The organism is Mesorhizobium sp. M0771 (genome assembly GCF_040320155.1).
Classification (GTDB): Bacteria; Pseudomonadota; Alphaproteobacteria; order Rhizobiales; family Rhizobiaceae; genus Mesorhizobium.
On sequence record NZ_JAMYPC010000003.1, the window covers coordinates 40208 to 56185 of the forward strand.

Genomic DNA, 15978 nt, shown 5'->3' on the forward strand with positions numbered 1-15978 from the left:
ACCGCGTCGACAGACCTCAGGATCGCCCATGCCAAGCCTCCTCGCCCCAACTACAAGTCTCCCGCCGATCGACGGCATCTTCCGCGCGCTGGCTGACCCGACGCGGCGGCGCGTGGTCGAGCGGTTGAACCGCAGTCCGGCCTCGGTCAGCGAGTTGGCGCAGCCTTTCGAGATGGCGCTGCCTTCCTTCATCGAGCATCTGAAAGTGCTGGAAGGCTGCGGTCTGGTGCGATCGGAAAAAATCGGCCGCACCAGGACCTATCAGCTGGCGCCCGAACCGCTGCAGCTCGCCGAAAACTGGCTGGCCGAACAGCGCACGCTGTGGGAGCGCCGACTCGATCAATTCGACGCCTATGTGATGAGCCTCAAGGAGCAAGAAAAGTGAGCTATCCCTTCAAGCCCGACCCCAGACTGGACCTTGTGCTGGAGCGCAAGCTCGACGCGCCGCGCGAACTCTTGTGGAGCGCGATGACGGTGCCGGAGCATGTCAAGCAATGGTTCACGCCCAAGCCCTGGCTGATCACCGATTGCGAGATCGACCTTCGTCCGGGCGGACTGTTCCGGACGCGCATGCAATCGCCCGACGGCAAGGAGCTCAACGACCGCCATTGCTGCTATCTCGAGATCGTGCCGAACGAGCGGCTGGTGTGGACCGATGCGCTGCTGCCGGGCTATCGGCCCTCGGGCGAGCCCTTCATCACCGCAGTCATTTCGCTTCAGTCGGATGACAAGGGCACGCGCTACACGGCAACGGCCATCCATCGCGACGAGGCTACCCGCAACAATCATGAAGAGATGGGGTTCTTCGACGGCTGGGGCACGGTGGCCGATCAGCTGGCGCAGTATGTGAAGACCATTTGAGCTTTTCCCACTGCGGCCAGGACTTTGTCCCGGCCGCCTGGTTTTTGGGTCGTGCAGCGAAGCGCGCGCCGGAACCCGACGGCACCCGGGCTCAGTAGTAGAAGCGCTCTTCGGTGATCTTGCCGTTCTTGACCGTGTACAGGCCAACCTCGTCCATGGTGACCCGTTCGCCGGTGGCCTTGGGCGTTATGTCGAACTTGAAGCGCACCGCGAACTGGTCGCCGTTGACATAGGGGCCTTCGACAGAGCCGCCATGGACTTCGTGGTTCGCTTGCCACCATTCGCCCTTTTGCCTGAGAGCCTCCTTGCCACGGGCGATGGCCATCGGCCCCTCCATGGCTTCGAGGCTGACGATATCATCGGCATTGTACTTTTCACCAGCACCCAGGTGATCCCCCTGCTGGAGCATTTCGGTGAAATCCTTGGCAACATCCGCGATGGTCATGTGTGTTCCTCCTGTTCAGACTGGTTTGAAGTAGGGAAGCGCTTGCCGGCCCGCCACCTTTACCCGCACGACAGCTGACACGGTGTGTCAGGACGATGGATATAGCGCGGCTGTGTGACGACGATTGCGGCGGCGTCGGACAGCGACTTCGGTTGCAGACAAAAGCCAATTCCGCAATGCTGGGTGCATGTGCAACCTCTACAACATCACGACGACGCAAGAGGCGGTCCGCCAATGGACCCGCACATTGCACGATATCAGCGGCAACCTCGAACCTTCGCTTGATGTCTATCCCAATCAACCTGGGCTTGTCGTTCGCAACAGGGCGGATGGGGAGCGTGAACTGGCGAAACTGCTTTGGGGTTTGCCAACGCCGCCCGAGCGCATGAAAGGTAAGGCCGACTACGGCACCACCAACGTTCGCAATCCGCAATATTCGCACTGGCAGCAATATGTGGGGGTCGAGCACAGATGTGTCGTGCCGGTGACCAGCTTTGCCGAGCCCAGCCCTGCGGCGAACGATAAAGACCCGGAAACAGGAATCCAGCGAAATTACTGGTTTGCCCGTGGCGAGAGCCGGCCGTTGTTCTTCTTCGCTGGTTTCTGGACGTCTTGGCAGGGCGTGCGAAAGGTCAAGGACGGTCCCGGCGACTTCGAGCTATACGCCTTCATGACCACCAAGCCTAATGCTCTCATTGCGCCGATCCATGAGAAGGCTATGCCCGTGATCCTCACCACGCCGGAGGAAACCGAGGCTTGGCTGACGGCGCCATGGTCGAAAGCACGGCATTTGCAGCGGACGGCGCCCAACGACGCGTTGGTGATCGTTGAGAAGCCAGCCACACAGATCAAGTTCCCACCACAGGCCCCGGCCCAAGGGTCTCTGTTTTAGCCCGAAATCGGCTCTCCTCAATCGTCGTCTCGCCAGATTACCCGGCGAACCATGCGGATTTCGACAAGACGTCTGACGCGAATTTTAAGGCGTTCAGCAGCGCTTGGCAGAATGATGCCTGCATCGAGCTCACGACCTTTGCAGCGCTCGCACCGCATGTGCCGCTCCACATCCCAAAAGGGGATATCACCAACCAGCTTTGCGAGATCGCCAGGCAGATAGTGTCGAGTGATGTTGCAGTTCCGACATCGAACACGAATTAGCTGCCCGACTTCATGCGCCAAGCAGAGGGTTTGCACATTTCGGCGCGGTCGGGTGCTTAGTTCGGGCATCCCGCAAAGTAGGAATATGTTCCTTTGCGAGTCAATTCACACTTAATTCCACCTTGGCGATCTTCACAGCAGGTTAAATCCAACCGTCGATGAAGGGATTGGGTTGGATCAGCTTGGCAGCATAGGGCAGTTGGCACCACGGCGCAGGCTGATATGCGCCACGTCGCCGACGCTGAATTGAAAGCCCTCGGCCTGGCGCGGCGCATCGATCACCACCGGCAATCCCTGCCCCAGCTCAGCATGCAGCCGCAGCGTGCGGCCGTGGAAGACGATGGAGTTGACGCGCGCCGGCGCGGTGCCGGCGGCGGCATCGGTGGTGGCCAGCAAGTCCTCGGGGCGAACGCCGATGGTGCGCTCAGTGCCTTCGCCGGGTGTGTCGCCGGTTTCAGATGTTGCTTCCAGCGAAAGCCCGCCAGCGGCGAAGCGCAGGCGGTCGCCGTCGCGGCCGATGAAGCGCGATTGCAAGAGGTTCATGGTGCCGATGAAGCTTGCGACGAATTTCGTCGCCGGCCGGTCGTAAAGCGTGGCCGGCGGCGCGATCTGCTCGATGCGGCCCTTGTTCATGACGACGATGCGGTCGGAGATCGACAGCGCTTCGGTCTGGTCGTGGGTGACCATGACGAAGGTGGTGCCGAGCCGCGACTGCAGCCGCTTCAGTTCGACCTGCATCTGTTCGCGCAGATGCGCATCGAGCGCCGACAGCGGCTCGTCGAGCAACAGAACGCGCGGCTCGCAGACTATGGCTCGGGCGAGCGCGACGCGCTGGCGCTGGCCACCCGACAGTTCGGAAACGCGGGCGCCGAGCTTGTCGGCGAGGCCGACCATGTCGAGGGCTTCGCGGACGCGCCTTGCCTGCTCGGCGCCGGACAGTTTGCGCAGCGACAGGCCGAAGCCGACATTCTCGGCGACGTTCATATGCGGGAACAGCGCATAATCCTGGAACACGGTGTTGACGGGACGGTCGAACGGCCTGAGCGCGGTGATGTCGCGACCATCGAGCAGCACCTTGCCGCTCGATGGGCTCTCGAAACCGGCAATGACGCGCAGGCTGGTGGTCTTGCCGCAGCCCGAGGGCCCGAGCAGGGTGATGAACTCGCCGCTGATAATGTCGAGATCGACGGCGTCGAGCCCGACAACGCCGCCGGGGAAAACCTTCGAGACCGTGTCCAGGCGTACCAGCGCATCAGGCGCCATCGCGAACCTCGGACGGCTTGGTGGTGTTGACCCAGAGGATCTGGCAAGGCTCGGTGCCGGGATTGCGGAAGGCGTGCAGAAGCGTGCTCTTGAAGGCAAAGGAGTCGCCGCTCTTCAGCACGTATTTTGTCGAGTCCACCACCAGTTCGACCTCGCCCGACAGGACATAGCCGAACTCGTGACCGATATGCGCATAGGCTTCCGCCGTGCCGCCATCGGCTTCCACGGTCACCAAGAGGCCGGTCAGCGCCGCGCCCGGCGGCGACAGCAGCGCCTTGGCGATGCCTTCCGACTTGACCGGGAGCTGCCGCCTTTTGTCGGCGCGCACGCAATAGAGATCGTTGGCGGCTTCGTTGCCGTCGGTGATCAGCGCCGAAGGCTCGATGTCGAGCGCGGCCGCAAGCGGCCAGATCACCTTGACGCGCAGCGAAGACAGGCCGCGCTCGATCTGGCTCAGCGCACCAATGGAGACGCCGGCTTTTGCTGCCAGCTCGGCCAACGACAAATTGCGCTCCAGCCGCAGCGCCCGCACGCGCCGGCCGACGCGAATGTCGGCGTCGGCCTTGGGCTTCTCGGTTGCGTCGTCAAGCATGTCCATGCGTGGGTCCTCGTCTCTTTATTGGCGCGGCGCGGGGTTGATAGGCTCCCCCTTCTCCCCTTGTGGGAGAAGGTGTCGCCGAAGGCGACGGATGAGGGGTGTTCCAGCGGAGTGAGACGTTGGCGTTCCTTGGAACACCCCTCATCCGTCTCGGCGCTGTGCTCCGATCCACCTTCTCCCACAAGGGGAGAAGGGGACACCCCAGCCTCAGTTCACCCCCCAGCCTTCACCTTCTCGAACATCTTCGCCACATCGTCATTCTGCTTCATCGGGCCGGTGAAGATGGTGGTCTTCAGCATCACCTCCGGGTCCGCCGGCAATTGCAGCTTGTCCAGTTCGTCCTTCGCCACGCCGGCGAAGGCGGTGCTCAGCGAGCTGCCATAGCCGTAGGCCTGGATCAGGTACTTACCCGAGTCGGCGTCGAGCCGGCTGTTGATGAAGTCATAGGCGAGGTCGACGTTTTTGGCGTCCTTGAGCATGACGAAGCCGCAGGCCCAGGTCAGCATGCCCTCCTTCGGCTTCATGAACTCGACCGGCACGCCCTGCTTCTTCAGCGAGGTTGCCGACGCGTTCCAGGTCATGGCGGCGACCAGCTGGCCGCTGGCCAGCGCCTGTTCGACCGAGGTCATGTCGGTGGTGTAGTTGGAGAGCAGCGGACGCTGCTCGCGCAATTTTTCCGCCACCTTGTCCATCTGCTCCGGCGTCATATCGAAGGGGTTTACGCCGGCCAGAAGTGCTGCAACGATCGGCGTGTCATGCACGGCATCGATGGTCGCCATGCGGCCGGCATATTGCTTGTCCCACAGAAGGTTCCAGCTCGCTTCCGGGTTCTTCACCAGATCGGTGCGGTAGAGGATCGAGGTGTTGCCCCAATCCCACGGCACCATCCAGACCTTGCCGTCGCCGGCCTGGATGTCGGGCAGGTTCTTGAACACCGGGAAGATCGAATCCCAGTTCTTGATGCGCTTGGTATCGATCGGCTGCAGCAGGCCTTCCTTGTTCCAGCGCGCCACCTTGTCGTAGCAGGGATGGGCGATATCGGGGCGGAAGCCGGCCTTGACCTTGGTGAAGGCATCGTCGTCGTCGCCGAAGATCGAGGCCTCGACGCCATCGGGATGGGCCGTCAGGAAGCTCTTGTTGAAGTCTGGCAGTTCATAGCCGGACCAGGTGAAATATTGCAGCTTGTCGGCGGCGAAGGCGACAGTCGACGACAGGACGATTGCAAGCGCGGCAAGCCCGGTGCGGGCTGTCTTTGCAGTGATCGATTTCGGGCCAGTGATCGATTTCAGCCCAGTAATTGATTTCGGGTCGAATGCCATTTCGGTTCTCCTCTTTTGTTATGGGTCAGGCTGGACTGGTGGGCGCCGTCCGACGGGCTGTGCTCAGCCCGCGATGGCGCAGGATTTCGGCGATGCCGGCGATGATGACGGACACAGCAAGGATAGCTGTCCCCAGCGCCATCACGGTCGGCAGCGAGCGAGGAAAACGCAGTTGGCTCCAGATGTAGAGCGGCAGCGTCGGCTCGGTGCCGGCGAGGAAGAAGACGACGATGAACTCGTCGAAGGAAATCAGAAAGGCCAGCATGAAGGCCGAGACGATGGCCGGCAGCGAGAGCGGCAACATCACCCGCCGGAAGGTCGTCCAGTCGGAAGCGCCGAGATCGAGTGCGGCCTCGCGAATGGTTTTCGGAATTGCGGCAAACCGGCTGCGCATGATCACCACGGTGGTCGGCAGCGCCACCAGTATGTGGCCGAGAACGATGGCGATGCGCGACGGGCCGAGGCCGATGAGATTGACGAGGATCAGCAACGATATGCCGACGATGACGCCGGGGATCAGGATCGGCAGCCTGGAGATGGCGCTGATGGTGGCGGCGAGCGGCGAACGACCGTAGAGGTCCATATAGGAGACGGTGATGCCGCAGAGCGTGGCGCCGGCGGCGGCCACGACGCCAATGACGAGACTGTTCAAAAGCGCGCCGGACAGCGCCGGATTGCCATAGAGCGTGGCATACCATTCGAGCGTGAAGCCCTGCAGCGGAAACGCGGCCTGGATGGAGTTGTTGAAGGAAAACAGCGGGATCAACAGCACCGGCAGATAGAGGAAGACGAGATAGGCAAGCACATAGACGCCGAGCCAGCCGCGGCCATCATCTCTCCGCGCCGCGCTCATGTGCGGCTGCCGAATTTGCGGTCGGCGCCGCGTGCGACCAGCACCACGCAGAGGATGACCAGCATCACGCAGACTGAAAGTGCCGCCCCGAACGGCCAGTCATTGGCCTTGCCGAACTGCGACTGGATCAATGTGCCGATCATGGTGCTGGCGGGACCGCCGACCATGGCCGGGGTGACATAGTCGCCGACCGTCGGCACAAAGACGACGAGGGCGGCCGCCAGAACGCCCGGCATCGAATTGGGCAAGACGACGCGGCGAAACGCCGTGAACGGTCTGGCGCCGAGATCGGAGGCGGCTTCGAGCAGTGATTTCGGGATGGTGTCCAGCGCCACATAGATCGGCAGGATGGCGAAGGGCGCATAGGCATGCGCCAGCGTGACGACCACCGCCGCCGGCGTGTTGAGGAAGGCCAGCGTCGGCTCCGACCAGATGCCGCTTTCGATCAGCGCCGAGTTCAAGACGCCGTTGTAGGCGAGCACGATCTTCCAGGCGAAGACGCGCAGGAGATAGCTGGTCCAGAACGGCAGGGTCACCAGAAACAAAAGCAGGCTGCGGCGGCGGCCGGCATAGAAAGCGAGATAGTAGGCGACGGGATAGGCGGTGACGACGGTCGCCAGCGTCACCAGGCCGGCGATCACCAGCGAGCGCAGCGTCACCGTCCAGTAGAGCGGATCGGAGACCACGGTGATGAAGTTGCCTGCCGTGAAGCCGGCGCCGAGCAGCGAACCGTCATTGCCGCGAAGTGAGAGGAAGAGCACAAGGCCAAGGGCAAACAGGATCAGGAACAAGGTGACCAGCCCGCCCGGCAGCAACATGGCGAAGCGGAAGCCTCGGGACGACCCTGCCGGCGCTTCTGTTGCAACGATGCTCGACATCGGACTGCTCAACGGAAATATGAAATCGGCTTAGCTTTTTTCATATTTGTGAAACTGTCAAGCTGAATCCACGAGGCCTAGGCGACCGGCACCCAATCAGCGCTCGAAGGCGTCGAGCATCCGGTACCAGGCGATGGTCGCGGCGACGCCGACCTGGCGGAAGGCGTGGAACGGGATCGGCCGGACCGGCGACAGCGGGAACGGCAATTGATTGACATCGCCGCCCGCGAGGTAGCCCGCCATGCGTTTTCCCAGCGCGGTCATCAGGCCGACGCCCCTGCCCTGGCAACCAACCACGGCGAGCAGGCCCTTTTCCGGCTCATGGATGTGCGGCAGGTGATCCGGTGTCATCGCCACGCGGCCGAACCAGCGCTTCTCGATGACGACATCGGAGAGCGCCGGATAGAGCCGCACCAGCGCGTGCTGCAGATGCGCCCAGTCGGCCTCGCTCCTCGGCCGCGCCATGCGGCCGCGGCCGCCAAGCACCAGATGGCCGTCGGCTGTTTTGCGGTAGTAGACGAGAATGCGCCTGGAGTCGGACACCGCCTGCCCTTCCGGCAGGATCGTCGCCGCAAGGTTGGATGACAGCGGCGCGGTCGCGACCTGGAAGGAATGCAGCGGCACGATCGTTTCCGCGAGGCCCGGAAGCAGTCCATCGGTATAGGCGTTCGTCGCCAGGACAACCGCTTTCGCCCGCACCTCGGCGCCGCTTTCGGTTGAGACACGCCAAAGGCCGGCCTCCTTGCGGAGTTTCACCACCTTCTGCCGCTCGGCAATGCTGGCGCCGGCGGCGGCGGCGATGCGCGCCAGTTCCACTGTATAGGCGAGCGGATCGATGATGCCGGCGCGGCGGTCGAGCCAGCCGCCGAGATAGCCTTGCGCGCCGGTCATATCGGCGATCTCGCTTTCATTCAGAAGCCGGACATCGGCGCCACGCGCCCGCCATTGACCATCCCTGTTCGCCGCCGCTTTCAATGCGGTTTCGGTATGCGCGGCCTGGATCCAGCCCTTGCGGGTGAGCGGCACCGCCAGCTTTTCGTCGCGGATGAGATCGAACACCGTATCCGCCGCCGAGGCGGCGAAATCGACCAGCGCTTGGCCACGCTCGGGGCCGAAATGCTCGAGCAGCCATTCGGGATCATATTTCAGGCCGGGAATGACCTGGCCGCCATTGAGGCCCGAGGCGCCCTGGCCGATCTCGCCAGCCTCCAGCACCTGTACACCGAGACCGAGCCGGGCTGCGTGCAAGGCGGTCGACAGGCCCATGAAGCCGCCGCCGACGATGGCAACGTCGACCGGCGCAGTGACGAGCAACTGGAAGGCGGATGCGGTCTGCGGCTTCTGCCAGATCGGAACGGAAAACGGTGCGGGCAAGGCTTCACCTGGAGTATGCGGAAAATGAAAATTCTAGTGCCAGTTTCATTTTTTTGAAAGAGCGGGCCTCATGTCAGAACCGACAATTGCCTGCGCCACGGGATAGACCTTTGGCGTGAATCCGGTGAAAGTGCAGCGGCCCAGCTGCCATCTCGATCATCAAAGGACCGTAAGCCATGACGAACCCAACGCAGCTTCCCGCCGACGGGCTCTTCATCGGCCGAGCCAGGGCAAGCGATGCCTCGCATCCGCTGGTGGTCACCGTGCGCGACGGGATCGTTTTCGACGTCACCTCGACCACCGCACCCACAGTGCGCGACATCTGCGAGATGGCCGATCCGGCCGGACACGTGCGCTCAGCCAAGGGCGAACCGGTCGGCTCGCTCGACGCGATCGCCGCCAACAGTTTTCAGGCCACCCGCGATCCGGCAAAACCCTATCTGGTCTCGCCTGTCGACCTGCAGGCGGTGAAGGCGTCGGGCGTGACCTTCGTGGTCAGCCTGCTCGAACGCGTCATCGAGGAGCAGGCGCGCGGTTCGGCGGAAAAGGCCGACGCCATCCGCGCCGACATTGCCGGGCTGATCGGCCACGATCTGTCGAAGCTGAAGCCCGGCTCGCCTGAGGCGATGGAGATCAAGGCCAAGCTCATCCAGCGCGGCGCCTGGTCGCAATATCTGGAAGTCGGCATCGGCCCCGACGCCGAGATCTTCACCAAATGCCAGCCGATGGCGTCCGTCGGCTTCGGCGCCGATGTCGGGCTGCATCCGGTGTCGACCTGGAACAACCCCGAGCCGGAGATCGCCATGATCGCCGCCAGCACCGGCAGGATCGTCGGCGCCACCATCGGCAACGACGTCAATCTGCGCGACGTCGAGGGACGCTCGGCGCTGCTGCTCGGCAAGGCCAAGGACAACAATGCCTCGGCCTCGCTTGGGCCCTTCATCCGGTTGTTCGACGCAACATTTTCGATTGACGACGTGAAGCGCGCCACGGTGCGGCTGCAGGTCGAGGGCGAGGACGGGTTTTCGCTGGAGGGCGCGAGCTCGATGGCCGAGATCAGCCGTTCGCCCGAAGAGCTGGTCGCGGCCGCCATGGGGCCGCACCACCAGTATCCCGACGGCTTGGCGCTTTATCTCGGCACCATGTTCGTGCCGTCGAAGGATCGCGGCGAGAAGGGCAAGGGATTCACCCACAAGATCGGCGACATCGTCACCATCTCGTCGGAGAAATTCGGCGCGCTGGTGAACCGCGTGCTTCTGTCGCCCGATTGCCCGCACTGGACCTACGGCGCCAGCCATCTCATGCGGGACCTCGCCAAGGCCGACCTGATCTGATTTCGGAGCAGCCAGGACGAACGGATAGCCGATAAACGTTCCTATCCGGTCCCTGTAAGCCGTTTGTTAGCGGAATCCGGGTGACTGTATCGGAAATTCGCTCCAGGATCGGGGCGCGGTCTGTGGGGGCCGAATCGCATGCTCGGTTTGCCGATGATATCGGTGCGCAATCTCGCCATGCGTTATGGCGGCGTTGTCGCGCTCAGGGATATGAACCTGTCTGTCGGACAGGGGACGATCCATGCTGTCGTCGGTGAAAGCGGCGCCGGAAAGTCGACGCTGGTGAAGCTGCTTGCCGGCGTGCTCCGGCCCAACAGCGGCACCATCCGCGTCGGCGACCAGATGGTCACCGTCGACAGCCCGATCGCTGCACGCAAGCACAGCTTCGGCGTCGTCCACCAGGAACTCGGCCTGTTTGCCGACCGCTCGGTGCTGGCCAATCTGTTCGTCAATCGCGAGCCGTTGCGCAATGGCTTCGTCTCCAGGCGCGAGATGGAGGCACGCAGCCGCACCGTGCTTCGGCAACTCAAGCTCGACGTCGATGTCCACGCTCCTGTGGGACAACTCGGCATGGGCGAACGGCAATATGTCGAACTCGGCCGCGCAATTCTGGAAGGCCCGAGGCTGCTGATCCTCGATGAACCGAATTCTGCGCTCGACCGGCGCCAGACCGAGCACCTGTTCACCGTACTAAGAGACCTCAAGGCCAAGGGCACGAGCGTGCTCTATGTCTCGCACCGGCTGGAGGACGTGTTTGCGATCGCAGACCAGGTCACGGTGATGCGCAACGGCCGTGACGTGCTGACAAGTGAGCGCTCGGCGTTGAGCGAAGCCGATGTGATCGACGCCATGATCGGCCAGCAGCGCGACAGCCTGTTCCCGCCTGCACTGCCGGCCAATGCCAGCACGATAAGGCCGCGGATCACGGTGGAGGGTCTGAGCGGCGGCCGGATTTCCGGCGTCAGCTTCACCGCCCGCTCCGGCGAGATCCTCGGCTTGGCCGGGCTTGAGGGGTCAGGCGTTGAACACCTGTTCGAGATGCTGTTTGGCCTGCGCAAGGCGCAAAGCGGCAGGGTGCGGCTCCCCGACGGCTACGGCTTGCCTGGAAATCCGACCGAAGCGGCGCGGCGCGGCATCGGCCTGGTGCCGGCCAACCGCCTGTGCAACGGCCTGATGCCCGACCGGTCGCTGGCCTTCAACATAGGCAACATCGCTACCGGCGCCCGCAACTGGGGGTCGCGCCGCTACTCGCCCAAGGCCGCGATCGCCGCCGCCGCAAGGCAGATCGATGCGCTGCGCATCAAGGGCCTGCCGGACGCGCCGGTGAATTCGCTGCTGGCCGGCGATCAGCAGAAGATCGTAATCGCCAAATGGCTGGAGACGGCGCCGCAAGTGCTGCTCCTAGACAATCCGGCTGGCGGTATCGAGGCGGCTGCCAAGCGCAAGATCTATGCGCTGATCCGGCAGATGGCAGCCAATGGCTGTATCGTTTTGCTGCGTTCGGTCGAGCCGTCCGAACTGACCAACCTCAGCAACCGCGTCCTTGTCTTCCACCGCGGCCGGGTCGCCGGCGAGTTGTCCGGCGCCGAGATGAAGCGAAGGACAGTGCTGCAACTGACCACCACCGGCGAGATGCCGGAGGCGGAGCGGCCGAAAAAGAAACTCGTGGGAGCCATGGCATGACACGATTGGATCCCATGCTACAGCTTGCCGGTTCGGCTGCCCACCCGAAGCGCAGCCTTCGCCTGCCCGTCGAACTCAGGCCGCTCATCGGGCTCGTTGTCCTGGTGGCGATTACAGGCTTTGCCCGGCCGGATTTCCTCGACGAGGCCAATGTGCTGTCGTTGCTGGAAACCGCTGCGTATCCCGGCATGCTGGCGATCGGCATGGTGTTCGTGCTCGCACTCCGCGAGATCGACCTTTCCGTCGGCTGGATGTTCCATCTCGCGGCCCTTCTCACCGCATTCCTTCTGGCCGCCGGCATTGACCCGTGGCTTGCCGCCCTTGCCGGCGTGCTGCTCGGCGCCGGGCTCGGCCTCGTCAACGGCCTGCTGGTGGTGGCGCTGCGACTGCCGGCCATCGTCGTTACGCTGGGCACCTTTGCAATGTTCCGGGGCCTGGCGGAGGTGGCCGTCAAGATGCAAGCGACAGCTCCGGCCAGCCCAAGCGGCGACTTCTTTGAGATCGTTCACGGCAAGCTGTTCGGCCTTGTGCCGACGGCTGTCTTTGTATTCGTCGCAATGGCGGTGGTGATGCACCTCGTGCTTCACCGCAGCCGCTTCGGCTACCGGATCCAGGCCGTCGGCAGCAATCCGCAGGCGGCGCTCTATGCCGGCATCCCGACAGGTGCTGTGCGGCTGCAGACGCTGGTGCTGATGGGCGTCGTCTCGGGGCTGGCGGGCGCGCTGTGGCTTGGCTCTCCCGTTACCGACGTCGACCAAGGCGGCGGTTTCGTGCTGATGGCGATTGCCGCGGCGATCATCGGCGGCACCTCGCTTTCCGGCGGGCGCGGCACCGTCTTCGGTGCGGTGATCGGCATGCTGATCGTCCAGGTCATCTTGAGCGGCGTGACCCTGTTGGGCATCGACGCCGCATGGAGCCCCTTCGTGATCGGCGCGGTGATGGTGCTGGCGCTCGCGCTCGACCGGCTGGCCAAGGTGCTGCCCAACCGCCAGGCCGAGCGCTTCCAGGAAAATCCGCGCGCCTGAGTTTAAGCCCCGCCTGCTTGCCGGGAAATATCTCTATCTCTTGGTTGACGCAATTCCGGACGGAAAACCGTTTCACACTTTTCCTGGAATCGCCCTCTAACTGATGCGATCTGATGGGATCGATGATGGCGCGTTGCATCGCGCCACCATCCATTGGGCGGATGGAGGCTTGCCATCGGCCGCAAAAGAAGATGCTCTGCGCATCCGGGTCGGCGCTGGCAGGAGGAGAGGATCAAGGGCATGGCCCGGATCATCGCCGGACGTGGAGGTCGTTTTTCAACATGGGAGGAAAGCAAATGCTGACGAGGCTACGATTACTCGTGCTTGGCTTGATTGTGGCGCTGGCCGTTCCGGCGGCGGCACAGGCCAAGACGTTCTACTGGATTTCGCATGGCGGCCCGGCCGACCCGGTATGGACCTACTTCCTGGCCGGCGCCAAGCAATGGGCGAAGGACACCGGCAACACCGTCAACACTTCGTTCCACAATGGCGACGTTGCCTCGCAGCAGGAGGCCGTGCGCGCCGCGATCTCGGCAAAGGCCGACGGCATCGTCACCACCAGCCCCGATCCGGGCAGCCTGATCGAAATCGCCAAGGAAGCCAACACCGCCAAGATCCCGATCATCAACTTCAACACGCCCGATCCCAAGGCAAGCTTCGACGCCTATGTCGGCGGCGACAACGTCACCTTCGGCAAGCACTGGGCGCAATATCTGGTCGACAAGGGTCTGGTGAAGAAGGGCGACTTCGTCTGGATGCCGGTCGAAATCCCCGGCGCCACCTACGGCGTCCAGGAAGAGGAAGGCATCAAGAGCGTCTTCGAACCGCTGGGGATCACCTATGAGATCACCGAAGCGACGCTCGACCAGGCCGAAGCCATCAACCGCATGGTCGACTATCTCACCGCGAACAAGGCCAAGGTCAAGGCAATCATCGGCCTCGGCGATCTGGTCACCGGCTCGATCAAGCGGGTGTTCGACCAGGCCGGCATCAAGCCGGGCGAAATCCCGGTCGTCGGCTGGGGCAACTCGCTCGACACCACCCAGGAAGTGCTGACCGGCTACGTCAATGCCGGCCAGTGGCAGGACCCGCAGGCGACCAGCTACGTCGCGCTGTCGCTGGCCAACATGGCGGCGTCAGGCATTCCTCCGGGCTTCAACGTCATCACCGGCGCGCTCTATGAAAAGGACACCGCGCAGGTCTACGACGACATCCTGTCGGGCAAATAACCCAGACCTTCAACAGTCGCGGCCGCAGCCGCGGTCGCGACTGTCTTTCGCCGAGCCCTTCGCGTTGCGCGCTGGGCTCAGCCTTCCCCTTCCTGTCGCAGGTTATCAGTGGAAAACCGTTCGCTCATCCAACGCCTGATCGCGAGGCCGGAATTCGGGCCCTTCGTTCTGCTCATCGTCGAAATCGCGGTGTTCTGGAGCATCAACCACGATTTCCTGTCGCCGCAGAACATCTCCAACACGCTGGCCTTCACCGTCGAGCTCGGGCTGATCGCGCTGGCGATGACGCTGTTGATGACGTCGGGTGAATTCGATCTGTCGGTCGGCTCGCTGTTCGGCTTTTCGCCGGTGCTGATGTGGACGCTGTTCAACAGCGGCCTGACCTCGCTGGAGGTCGGCTTCCTCGCCGCGCTGCTGATCGCGGCCTTCATCGGCCTGGTCAATGGCTGGTTCGTCACGCAGCTGAAAATCCCATCCTTCCTGGTGACGCTCGGCATGCTGCTGGTGGTGCGCGGCACCGCGCTGTTCGTCACCGACGGCTTTCCGCAGCGGACGTGGAGCGCCGAGGGCAGCTGGCTGGCCGAAGCGCTGGTCGGTGATTTCTTCATCGGCCCGTTCCGCATCTACATGTCGCTCTTCTGGTTCATCGCGGCGGCCATCGCACTGGGCTACGTGCTGACGCAAAGCCGGACCGGCAACTGGATCCAGGCAGCCGGCGGCAATCCAGGCGCCGCAAGGGCGCGCGGCGTCAACGTCAGCGGCGTCAAGATCGGCCTGTTCGTGCTGTCGTCGGTGATGGCTTCGCTTGCCGGCGTCATCTCGTCGCTGCGCACGTCGGCCGCCAACCCCAACAGCGGCACCGGCTACGAGCTCGAAGTCATCGCCATGGTGGTGATCGGCGGCACGGCGCTGACCGGGGGGCGCGGCACCATCATCGGCACGGTGCTCGGCATCCTCATCCTGCGCGTCATGCGCAACGGCATCGTGCTGATCGGCGTGCCCGGGCTGGCCTACAACATCTTCATCGGCGCCATCATCCTCGGCATGATGGCGCTGCACTCATGGCTGGAACGCCGGCATCAGGCAGGGACCTAGAACCATGGCTGAACCGCTCATCCGCATGTCCAACATCAAAAAGTCCTACGGGCGCGTGCAGGCGCTCGAAGACGCCAATTTTCATGTCAACGAAAGGGAGATCGTCGGCCTGCTCGGCGACAATGGCGCCGGCAAATCGACGCTGATCAAGGTGTTGTCGGGGGCGGTGCCGCTGACCAGCGGCGACATTTTCATCCGCGGCAAGAAGGTCAATCTGCGCAGCACCAGCGACGCCATCGCGCACGGCATCGAGACGATCTACCAGGATTCGGCACTGGTGACGCAGCTGTCGATCGCGCGCAACCTGTTCCTCGGCCGCGAGCCGATCAAACCGCCGCGCTTTTTGAACCGCATGGACCAGGAGGCGATGAACAATGTCGCCCGCGACCTGTTGAAACAGGTCGGCATCTCCAAGAACATCCCGCCGACGACGCCGATCGGCTCCCTGTCCGGCGGCGAGCGGCAGGCCGTCGCCATCGCGCGCGCCATGCACTTCGACAGCGACCTGATCATCCTCGACGAGCCGACCAACAATCTCGGCGTCGCCGAGACGCAAGGCGTGCTGAGCTTCGTGCGCAACGCGCGCGATTCCGGGCATTCCTGCATCTTCATCGCCCACAACATCCACCATGTCTTCCAGGTGGTTGACCGCATCGTCGTCATGCGCCGGGGCAAGGTGGTGGCCGACGACATCGACCCGAAGAAGACCAGCGTGGCCGAGGTCGAACGCATCATCACCGGGATGTCCGACAAGGAGATCCGCGACGCCATCATCGAAGGCGGGCCATCGCACGGCTGAACCGTCTTCGCGCCGTCTGGCACGGAAACGCATCCGCTCTAACTCGTTGTAGAGCATGACCTTTTGA

General features: G+C 63.4%; 16 protein-coding genes. 9 read left to right on the forward strand and 7 right to left on the reverse strand.

Going from position 1 to position 15978, the window contains the following annotated elements; genetic code table 11:
* The first annotated feature begins 28 nt into the window (after positions 1–28).
* Together NKI05_RS05695 and NKI05_RS05700 are read left to right on the forward strand one after the other, a co-directional pair.
* Positions 29–385, forward strand: a complete 357-nt coding sequence (locus NKI05_RS05695; protein ID WP_023668500.1) for an ArsR/SmtB family transcription factor — start codon at positions 29–31, stop codon at positions 383–385.
* Entirely contained in the window at positions 382–861 is a 480-nt protein-coding gene (locus NKI05_RS05700) for an SRPBCC family protein (protein WP_023815225.1), read from the forward strand. The genes NKI05_RS05695 and NKI05_RS05700 overlap by 4 nt, the downstream gene beginning before the upstream one ends.
* Before the next feature lie 91 nt (positions 862–952).
* Here the strand turns inward: NKI05_RS05700 and NKI05_RS05705 are convergent, their stop codons facing one another.
* Positions 953–1306 (reverse strand): nuclear transport factor 2 family protein, encoded by a 354-nt coding sequence (locus NKI05_RS05705; protein WP_023668502.1) that lies wholly within the window; start codon positions 1304–1306, stop codon positions 953–955.
* 187 nt (positions 1307–1493) lie between these two features.
* On the opposite strand from NKI05_RS05705, the gene NKI05_RS05710 reads away from it, so the two are divergent.
* A complete protein-coding gene (locus NKI05_RS05710) occupies positions 1494–2198 on the forward strand; it encodes an SOS response-associated peptidase (RefSeq protein ID WP_023668503.1) in 705 nt (234 codons plus the stop codon).
* A 440-nt stretch (positions 2199–2638) separates the two neighbouring features.
* Here the strand turns inward: NKI05_RS05710 and NKI05_RS05715 are convergent, their stop codons facing one another.
* From NKI05_RS05715 to NKI05_RS05740, 6 genes are all read right to left on the reverse strand, one after another.
* Complete coding sequence (locus tag NKI05_RS05715) at positions 2639–3724, reverse strand: ABC transporter ATP-binding protein (RefSeq protein WP_352792267.1); 1086 nt, start codon at positions 3722–3724, stop codon at positions 2639–2641.
* Positions 3714–4322 carry a helix-turn-helix domain-containing protein gene (locus NKI05_RS05720; protein ID WP_023687089.1) on the reverse strand — a complete coding sequence of 203 codons (609 nt, stop codon included), beginning with the start codon at positions 4320–4322 and terminating at the stop codon, positions 3714–3716. Before NKI05_RS05720 ends, NKI05_RS05715 begins: the two co-directional genes overlap by 11 nt.
* A 212-nt stretch (positions 4323–4534) precedes the next feature.
* The gene (locus tag NKI05_RS05725) at positions 4535–5641 is read right to left on the reverse strand and encodes an ABC transporter substrate-binding protein (RefSeq protein WP_023668506.1); all 1107 of its coding nucleotides are present in this window, start codon (positions 5639–5641) and stop codon (positions 4535–4537) included.
* A 25-nt stretch (positions 5642–5666) separates the two neighbouring features.
* Positions 5667–6494: an ABC transporter permease gene (locus NKI05_RS05730; protein ID WP_023709184.1), complete on the reverse strand. Its 828-nt coding sequence runs from the start codon at positions 6492–6494 to the stop codon at positions 5667–5669.
* Complete coding sequence (locus NKI05_RS05735; RefSeq protein WP_023747934.1) at positions 6491–7372, reverse strand: ABC transporter permease; 882 nt, start codon at positions 7370–7372, stop codon at positions 6491–6493. Before NKI05_RS05735 ends, NKI05_RS05730 begins: the two co-directional genes overlap by 4 nt.
* A 96-nt stretch (positions 7373–7468) precedes the next feature.
* On the reverse strand, positions 7469–8746 hold the full coding sequence (locus NKI05_RS05740) for an NAD(P)/FAD-dependent oxidoreductase (protein WP_023747935.1): 1278 nt from the start codon (positions 8744–8746) through the stop codon (positions 7469–7471).
* Between the two features lie 176 nt (positions 8747–8922).
* Between NKI05_RS05740 and NKI05_RS05745 the strand changes: the two genes are divergently transcribed.
* The 6 genes from NKI05_RS05745 to NKI05_RS05770 all read left to right on the forward strand — a co-directional run bounded on the left by NKI05_RS05745 (position 8923) and on the right by NKI05_RS05770 (position 15911).
* A complete protein-coding gene (locus NKI05_RS05745; protein WP_023815219.1) occupies positions 8923–10080 on the forward strand; it encodes a fumarylacetoacetate hydrolase family protein in 1158 nt (385 codons plus the stop codon).
* Between the two features lie 138 nt (positions 10081–10218).
* Positions 10219–11763 carry a sugar ABC transporter ATP-binding protein gene (locus NKI05_RS05750; RefSeq protein ID WP_050594076.1) on the forward strand — a complete coding sequence of 515 codons (1545 nt, stop codon included), beginning with the start codon at positions 10219–10221 and terminating at the stop codon, positions 11761–11763.
* A complete protein-coding gene (locus NKI05_RS05755) occupies positions 11760–12788 on the forward strand; it encodes an ABC transporter permease (protein WP_196814893.1) in 1029 nt (342 codons plus the stop codon). The genes NKI05_RS05750 and NKI05_RS05755 overlap by 4 nt, the downstream gene beginning before the upstream one ends.
* A 296-nt stretch (positions 12789–13084) precedes the next feature.
* Positions 13085–14017, forward strand: coding sequence for a substrate-binding domain-containing protein (locus NKI05_RS05760; RefSeq protein WP_023687083.1), 933 nt, complete (start codon positions 13085–13087; stop codon positions 14015–14017).
* A gap of 108 nt (positions 14018–14125) precedes the next feature.
* Positions 14126–15112 (forward strand): ABC transporter permease, encoded by a 987-nt coding sequence (locus NKI05_RS05765; protein ID WP_023668514.1) that lies wholly within the window; start codon positions 14126–14128, stop codon positions 15110–15112.
* A gap of 4 nt (positions 15113–15116) precedes the next feature.
* Complete coding sequence (locus tag NKI05_RS05770; RefSeq protein ID WP_023668515.1) at positions 15117–15911, forward strand: ATP-binding cassette domain-containing protein; 795 nt, start codon at positions 15117–15119, stop codon at positions 15909–15911.
* Positions 15912–15978: the final 67 nt, after the last annotated feature.

Coding starts and splice junctions, on each gene's coding strand:
- NKI05_RS05695 (WP_023668500.1), top strand. CDS start 29: ATGCCAAGCCTCCTCGCCCCAACTACAAGTCTCCCGCCGATCGACGGC.
- NKI05_RS05705 (WP_023668502.1), bottom strand. CDS start 1,306: ATGACCATCGCGGATGTTGCCAAGGATTTCACCGAAATGCTCCAGCAG.
- NKI05_RS05710 (WP_023668503.1), top strand. CDS start 1,494: ATGTGCAACCTCTACAACATCACGACGACGCAAGAGGCGGTCCGCCAA.
- NKI05_RS05715 (WP_352792267.1), bottom strand. CDS start 3,724: ATGGCGCCTGATGCGCTGGTACGCCTGGACACGGTCTCGAAGGTTTTC.
- NKI05_RS05720 (WP_023687089.1), bottom strand. CDS start 4,322: ATGGACATGCTTGACGACGCAACCGAGAAGCCCAAGGCCGACGCCGAC.
- NKI05_RS05725 (WP_023668506.1), bottom strand. CDS start 5,641: ATGGCATTCGACCCGAAATCAATTACTGGGCTGAAATCGATCACTGGC.
- NKI05_RS05730 (WP_023709184.1), bottom strand. CDS start 6,494: ATGAGCGCGGCGCGGAGAGATGATGGCCGCGGCTGGCTCGGCGTCTAT.
- NKI05_RS05735 (WP_023747934.1), bottom strand. CDS start 7,372: ATGTCGAGCATCGTTGCAACAGAAGCGCCGGCAGGGTCGTCCCGAGGC.
- NKI05_RS05745 (WP_023815219.1), top strand. CDS start 8,923: ATGACGAACCCAACGCAGCTTCCCGCCGACGGGCTCTTCATCGGCCGA.
- NKI05_RS05750 (WP_050594076.1), top strand. CDS start 10,219: ATGCTCGGTTTGCCGATGATATCGGTGCGCAATCTCGCCATGCGTTAT.
- NKI05_RS05755 (WP_196814893.1), top strand. CDS start 11,760: ATGACACGATTGGATCCCATGCTACAGCTTGCCGGTTCGGCTGCCCAC.
- NKI05_RS05760 (WP_023687083.1), top strand. CDS start 13,085: ATGCTGACGAGGCTACGATTACTCGTGCTTGGCTTGATTGTGGCGCTG.
- NKI05_RS05770 (WP_023668515.1), top strand. CDS start 15,117: ATGGCTGAACCGCTCATCCGCATGTCCAACATCAAAAAGTCCTACGGG.